Origin of the sequence: Winogradskyella sp., assembly GCF_013042245.1 — a bacterium.
In the GTDB taxonomy this organism is placed as follows: Bacteria; Bacteroidota; Bacteroidia; order Flavobacteriales; family Flavobacteriaceae; genus Winogradskyella.
On the sequence record NZ_JABDQL010000154.1, the window covers coordinates 1 to 6,593 of the forward strand.

A 6,593-nucleotide genomic window follows, 5' to 3' on the forward strand; every position below is an offset into this window, starting at 1 on the left:
ATCCCAAAAGCGATATCCCCAATAGGGCTGTTTTACTAAGATTATTTCTAAATTCAACGGTTCCGTTCAACAGGAGTTTTCATTGTTCGTCCTGCGGACGCAACGAAAACTTAGTTGTTGTGTGCAGGCTTTTTCTTTTTCCATATTTTTCTAATATTCGGACTAATTATTTTCAAAATCAAATAGTCAATGATTAAGCTTACTATTAAAAAGATGTATTGATAATCCAAATCAATTTTATCTCCTAAATTTCCATTAATATATTCGGTTATTAGCCAAGTTGGGGCAATTCCTTTTGCATAATATGCTATAAAATAATTCCACGAGAAACTTTGCAAACCAGCAATTTTTGAAGTCGGTTCAGGTAAAGTCAGATAAAGAATTAGAAAAAATAGAATTTCAATTCCTAAAAGTAAAAGCAAGGACTTTTTGGTTTGGTTTAAGCCGAGTAAGTTTAGATTCGGATTTTTAAATCCAAATATAATCCAAGGTATTAGTAGTAGAAATGAAATCATCGGCTATCCTTTCCATTGAGATATTATCTCGTTATTTACTTTATATACAATTCTATTTTTTTCAATTACAAGGTCATTCCATTTGTCAATTCTCATTTTAGTAAATTGAGTATGAAATTCTCCATTTACACCATTCCTTCCTGTATTTATTTCGTATAGGCTTTTTGTTAAATTCTTAATCTTTTCAATGGACTGCTTTTGCTCAACTATTTTACCTTTTTCTTTTACATAAGTACTTATATTTTCATTCGGAAGTGAATAAGTCATAAAGCCGTGAGCAATGAAACGTCTTTCTCTATTTATTTGTCCAATATCTGTATTTATTTCACTCCAAATTTTTTGAACTTCAGGAAGTTCTTTTTTAATGAAATCATTTAAAGTGTTTCTTTTTTGCTCAAATGAATAACCGATGTATTTTGAAAGAAATTTGTCTTTATTTCTTGGGTCAAATTCCGTTAAAGTGCATAAAATTGCAAGTCCAAATTCGAGCTCTGAAAAAGCGATAATGAAAGCACCAATGGCTTCTTTAAATTTTCTGTCATTTTCAAAAATATCGTTCATTTTTTTAGCTTGCACACAACGTGTTTATATGCGTTATTAAATGTTCTATAATATGACGAATTAGAGGGATAACGCTTATTTTTATATTCTTATTTCACTCTAACGCTATCTGGGACTAACACTGTGTAATCACCATTGTTTCTAATAACATCTCGAACAATAGAAGAGGAAATATACGAAGTTTTAGCAGCTGTTAGTAAAAAGACGGTTTCAATTTTAGAAAGTTTTCTATTGGTATGCGCAATTGCTTTTTCAAATTCAAAATCGGCAGGATTTCTCAGTCCGCGAAGTATAAACTTTGCATCAATTTCTTTGCAATAATCTACAGTGAGACCTTGGTAAGTTGTTACTTTGACTTTGGGTTCATTTTTAAAGGCTTTTTCTACAAATGTTTTGCGCTCTTCGAGTGAAAACATATACTTTTTGTCTGCATTTATGCCAATAGATACTACAATCTCGTCAAAGAGTTTTACACCACGTCTTATAATATCGTAGTGTCCTAATGTTAAGGGGTCAAAGGACCCTGGGAATAGTGCGCGTTTCATTATATTTTTTTAGGATAAAGCATATATTTTCTGAGATTAAAGATAGGTAATTAATCTCTGTCTATCCGATATATAATTTCATCGACATAGAGACCTTGTACTTCTTCAATCGTATAACTAGCTGTATTTTCAATTTTTTGGTTTCAAAATCATATAAATACTGTCTGATGCTACACTTGTTACTTTTGCAGTAGTATAATAGTTAGCACTGCTACCTGTAGTTCTGTAAACATCTCCAACTAAAGGTTTATCAATATATATAGCTTCATTTTCTTTGTCTTTTGAATTTGAATAATAAATTCCTGCAAAAATTAAAGCTGTAATTCCTAGACCAGCAAAATACTTTATTGGAACACCGCTGTGTTTTTCTAATTTAAATTTCTCTTGAATTTGATTGGGTAGTTCTTTGAGTTTGTATGTGCGTTTGCAATGGTCACATTCTAGAACATTAGTTTTACCCATAGGAAAAACAAGTGTCTAGTATAGGTAAGCGTATTTTAAAAAAAAAACTGTATGTCATTGATGTTTGTTCATTGCAATTTGGGCATGTAACATTGTTTAGTCTAATGTCTTTTAGTCGAGACGCGTTTGTACCATAAAATACCATTTAATTAGATTGATTGGTTAGTTAGGTTTAAATATAAAAATTATTTTTTTATCGATTCCTCAATAGTATTACCAAACAAATCTTTAAGACCTATACCTGCTTGGGCAGCTTGCTGAGGCAAAATACTTTCTTTGGTTAGTCCGGGAACCGTATTGACTTCAAGAAGATAAGGCTCATCGTTTTTAAAGATAAATTCGCTACGGCTAAAACCTTTGAGTTTAAGAATTTTATATATTTTTTTGGCCACACGTGTAACTTTGGTTGCGTAGTCATCAGAAATTCTTGCTGGTGTAATTTCTTGTGATTTACCCTCGTATTTGGCTTGGTAATCAAAGAAATCGTTCTCTGAAACGATTTCTGTAATCGGTAAGACCTTGGTTTCGCCTTTATAAGAGATGACACCTACAGAAACTTCAACGCCATCCAAAAATTGTTCGATAATAATCTCGTTATCTTCTTTAAAAGAAAGTTTAATAGCGGCTTTTAAATCTTCTTTTTTATACACTTTTGAAATTCCAAAACTACTTCCAGCTTTATTTGCTTTTACAAAACAAGGTAAACCGACTTTAGTTATTATCGCATCTTCATTAATTGTATCGCCGTGGTTAAGGTAATAGCTCTCAGCTGTTTTAACACCGAAAGGTTTTAGGGTTGCTAACAAGTCTCTTTTATTAAAGGTTAAAGCAGCCTGATACATGCTACAACTCGTCTGCGGGATATTTAATAACTCAAAATAGCCTTGCATATAACCGTCTTCTCCAGGAGAACCGTGTATGGCATTAAACACACAATCAAAAGTAATTTTTTTGTTATTAATAGTTACTGAAAAATCATCTTTATTTACAGGAGTTTCTTTAGCATTATCATCGACATAAACCCATTTGTTTTTAAAAATATGAATAGCATAAGGGTTATACTTACTTCGGTCTAAAGTTTCAAAAACTACAGCACCACTTTTTAGCGAAATCTCATATTCACTAGAGTAACCACCCATAATAATTGCAATGTTTTTCAATATAATAACCTTTAGAAATTGTTGTTATGTAAATGTATCAATATTTTTATTTCAACGCTAAAAATCGATTTGTAATTTACAAGCGTATATAAAAAAATAGAACTCAATAATCCTGAAAACTAGAATTTCATTAGTTTTGTCAACAATAATTTAGCAAATGAGTATTATTAAATTCATAACAAGTAAAGTTTTCTTCAAGCAATTGGCTTTAGCTGTTGTTGCAGTTGTAGTTTTCTGTTTTTTACTATTAAAATGGTTAGATGCAACTACAAATAATGGCGAATTTGTAACCGTACCAGACCTTAAAGGAAAATCTTTACAAACGGTAGAAATAGAGTTGGCCGATAATGATTTGGTAATGCAAATACAGGATTCTGCAAATTATAATCCTAATTATCCAAAGTTTTCTGTAATTGAACAAGACCCAATAGCTGGTGCTCAAGTCAAGGAAAATAGAAAAATATACTTGACACTTAATCCATCTGGATATAGAAAGGTCGCTGTGCCTAATATATTGCGACGTACACTCAGACAGGCAAAACCTACATTAGAAGCTCTGGGGTTTACCATGGGAGAAAAAACGTATGTCGATAACATAGGAAAAGATGTTGTTTTGGGTATAAAGCAAAACGGCAAAGACCTAAAAATCGGTGATAAACTGCCTTTAAAATCTAAAATAGATTTGGTCTTGGGCAATGGTAAACGTGCTTCTTCAAACTAAGTATGGATACTACACCAGAACTCCCACCAAACAATGAGCTTTACGAGCATTATAAGTTTATTGTAGAAAAAGGTCAGCAACCACTCCGTATTGATAAATACTTAATGAATTTTGTAGAAAATGCCACCCGTAACAAAATCCAAGCAGCAGCAAAAGATGGAAGTATATTTGTAAATGACGTACCTGTAAAATCGAACTATAAAGTAAAACCCAACGATATCATTCGTGTAAAATTTGAGCATCCACCTCACGAAAATTTATTGGTTGGTGAAGATATAGATATTGATATTGTTTATGAAGATGATGATTTGTTGGTTGTGAACAAACCAGCTGGGATGGTTGTGCATCCAGGTCATGGTAACTATTCAGGAACGTTAATTAACGCATTAATTTTTCACTTTGATAATTTACCCAAAAACTCAAGTGACCGACCAGGACTAGTACATCGTATAGATAAAGATACTAGTGGATTGTTAGTTGTAGCTAAGACTGAAAACGCCATGAATCATTTGTCTAATCAGTTTGCCCAAAAAACATCCGAACGTGAATATATCGCTATAGTTTGGGGAAATCTAAAAGAAGATGAAGGTACTATCGAAGGAAATATTGGTCGTCATCCAAAAAACAGATTACAGAATACCGTTTTTGAAGGTGATGATGCTTATAAAGGTAAGCCAGCCGTTACACATTACAAGGTTATAGAACGCTTAGGTTACGTCACTTTAGTAAGTTGTAAGCTAGAAACGGGTCGTACGCATCAAATTCGCGTGCACATGAAACATATTGGTCATACCCTTTTTAATGACGAGCGTTATGGTGGAAATTTAGTTTTAAAAGGTACCACATTTACTAAATACAAACGGTTTGTTGACAACGCGTTCAAAGTATTACCACGCCAAGCGCTTCATGCCAAGACGCTAGGATTTGAGCATCCAACCACTGGCGAGTTTATGCGTTTTTCTAGCGAAATTCCTAGTGATATACAAGAGTGTATCGAAAAATGGAGACACTACGCCAAGCACGCTAAAGACTAATTGCCAATAGAAAAGACTTATGGGTCTATCAAAAAATCTTTTTATAAAACCTTTAGGTTTGCACTAATAGATTGTAATTTTGATGTAGACAAAAATTGCACTATGAAACTCGTATTATCACCAGCTAAATCTTTAGATTTTGAAAGCAAATTGCCTACACCAAAAACAACCGAAAGTTGTTTTTTGGCAGAAGCAGAGCGCATCAATAAACTATTGAAGAAGAAATCTCCAAAAGCCTTATCTGAGCTGATGCATATTTCAGATAATTTAGGGCAACTTAATTACGAGCGCAATCAAGAATGGACTTTGCCATTTACAAAAGACAATGCGCGTCCAGCAGTTTATGCATTTAACGGTGATGTGTATCGTGGCTTGGATGCATATACTATAGATTCGAAGAAGCTAGATAAAGTAGAAGATACTGTGCGTATCATCTCAGGATTGTATGGTATTTTAAAACCATTGGATTTAATACAACCTTACCGTTTAGAAATGGGAACAAAATTTCCAGTAGGTAAAAACAAGAATTTGTATGAATTCTGGGGAAAAAAAGTAACGCAATCACTAAACGATGAGTTAGAAGACGACGAATTGTTTTTAAACTTAGCCAGTAACGAGTACTTTAAAGCGATAGATACAAAATCCTTAAAAGTACCTGTGATTACTATTAATTTTAAAGAATTTAAAGGCGATAAGTATAAGACGATAGCAATTTTCGCAAAATTAGCACGTGGTTTAATGACGCGTTATATCATTGATACAAATGCTAAGACTTTAGAAGATATTAAAGGTTTTAACCTCGACAACTATGGCTTTAGTGAAGAATTATCTTCAGATAATGAATTGGTTTTTGTGAGATAGTTTCTATCTTTAAAAATCAATACTAACTGATGCATTATTACTTATTTATTGCTTTACAGGCTTTCTGTATATATCATATATACAAAAATCAGAAGTCCTATTATTGGTTCTTTATAATCTTTTTTATTCCTCTAGTTGGTGCGATTATTTATTTGATTACTCATGTATTTACAAGTGGAGATGTAAATAAGATTCAAAATGAGTTAACTTCAATAGTTAATCCTACCAAAAAGATTAAAGATTTCGAAAAGAAGATTCAATTTTCAGACACTTATGCCAGCAGAGTCGATTTGGCGGACGCTTACTTTGAAATAGGTGCATACCAAAATGCAATCAGCAATTACGAAAAAACTTTAGAAGACGAAGTCCAAAATTCAGTTTATTCCTATCAACAGCTTATCCTTTCGTATTTTCAATTAAAAGATTTTGATAATGTACTTCGTTATGTCGAAAAGATTAAGGGTAAGCCTGAGTTCAAAGGTTCTAAGCAACAATTTTGTTATGGATTAGCACTGAGAGAAAAAGGAGAGCTAGACCTTGCTGAAATTCAATTAAAAGCGATTGATAGACCATACTCAAATTATAGTGAACGTTTACAGCTTGCTAAATTTTATTGGTCCCAAAAATAGTTAAAACTATGCACTTTAGTGCATCCGCTTTAGCTTCTAAAAATACCTACCTTTGTTTTTATGTCACATCAAAGGGTAAATGGTCATACAGTTTCTAGATTAACT

General features: G+C 32.6%; 9 protein-coding genes. 4 read left to right on the forward strand and 5 right to left on the reverse strand.

Annotated elements, in window-relative coordinates; translation table 11 throughout:
- Positions 1 to 110 precede the first annotated feature (110 nt).
- From HKP48_RS12130 to HKP48_RS12150, 5 genes are all read right to left on the reverse strand, one after another.
- Complete coding sequence (locus tag HKP48_RS12130) at positions 111 to 422, reverse strand: hypothetical protein (RefSeq protein ID WP_296346226.1); 312 nt, start codon at positions 420 to 422, stop codon at positions 111 to 113.
- Positions 423 to 518: 96 nt separating this feature from the next.
- On the reverse strand, positions 519 to 1,091 hold the full coding sequence (locus tag HKP48_RS12135; protein ID WP_296346228.1) for a hypothetical protein: 573 nt from the start codon (positions 1,089 to 1,091) through the stop codon (positions 519 to 521).
- Positions 1,092 to 1,165: 74 nt separating this feature from the next.
- A complete protein-coding gene (coaD, locus tag HKP48_RS12140; RefSeq protein WP_296346230.1) occupies positions 1,166 to 1,621 on the reverse strand; it encodes a pantetheine-phosphate adenylyltransferase in 456 nt (151 codons plus the stop codon).
- 129 nt (positions 1,622 to 1,750) lie between these two features.
- Entirely contained in the window at positions 1,751 to 2,083 is a 333-nt protein-coding gene (locus tag HKP48_RS12145) for a hypothetical protein (protein ID WP_296346231.1), read from the reverse strand.
- Between the two features lie 185 nt (positions 2,084 to 2,268).
- Complete coding sequence (locus HKP48_RS12150; protein ID WP_296346242.1) at positions 2,269 to 3,246, reverse strand: D-alanine--D-alanine ligase; 978 nt, start codon at positions 3,244 to 3,246, stop codon at positions 2,269 to 2,271.
- A gap of 154 nt (positions 3,247 to 3,400) precedes the next feature.
- On the opposite strand from HKP48_RS12150, the gene HKP48_RS12155 reads away from it, so the two are divergent.
- The 4 genes from HKP48_RS12155 to HKP48_RS12170 all read left to right on the forward strand — a co-directional run bounded on the left by HKP48_RS12155 (position 3,401) and on the right by HKP48_RS12170 (position 6,488).
- Positions 3,401 to 3,964 carry a PASTA domain-containing protein gene (locus tag HKP48_RS12155; protein ID WP_296346233.1) on the forward strand — a complete coding sequence of 188 codons (564 nt, stop codon included), beginning with the start codon at positions 3,401 to 3,403 and terminating at the stop codon, positions 3,962 to 3,964.
- A gap of 2 nt (positions 3,965 to 3,966) precedes the next feature.
- Positions 3,967 to 4,998, forward strand: a complete 1,032-nt coding sequence (locus HKP48_RS12160; RefSeq protein ID WP_296346236.1) for an RluA family pseudouridine synthase — start codon at positions 3,967 to 3,969, stop codon at positions 4,996 to 4,998.
- A gap of 102 nt (positions 4,999 to 5,100) precedes the next feature.
- Entirely contained in the window at positions 5,101 to 5,859 is a 759-nt protein-coding gene (gene yaaA, locus HKP48_RS12165; RefSeq protein ID WP_296346238.1) for a peroxide stress protein YaaA, read from the forward strand.
- A 29-nt stretch (positions 5,860 to 5,888) separates the two neighbouring features.
- Positions 5,889 to 6,488 (forward strand): hypothetical protein, encoded by a 600-nt coding sequence (locus tag HKP48_RS12170; protein WP_296346240.1) that lies wholly within the window; start codon positions 5,889 to 5,891, stop codon positions 6,486 to 6,488.
- The last annotated feature ends 105 nt before the right edge of the window (positions 6,489 to 6,593 follow it).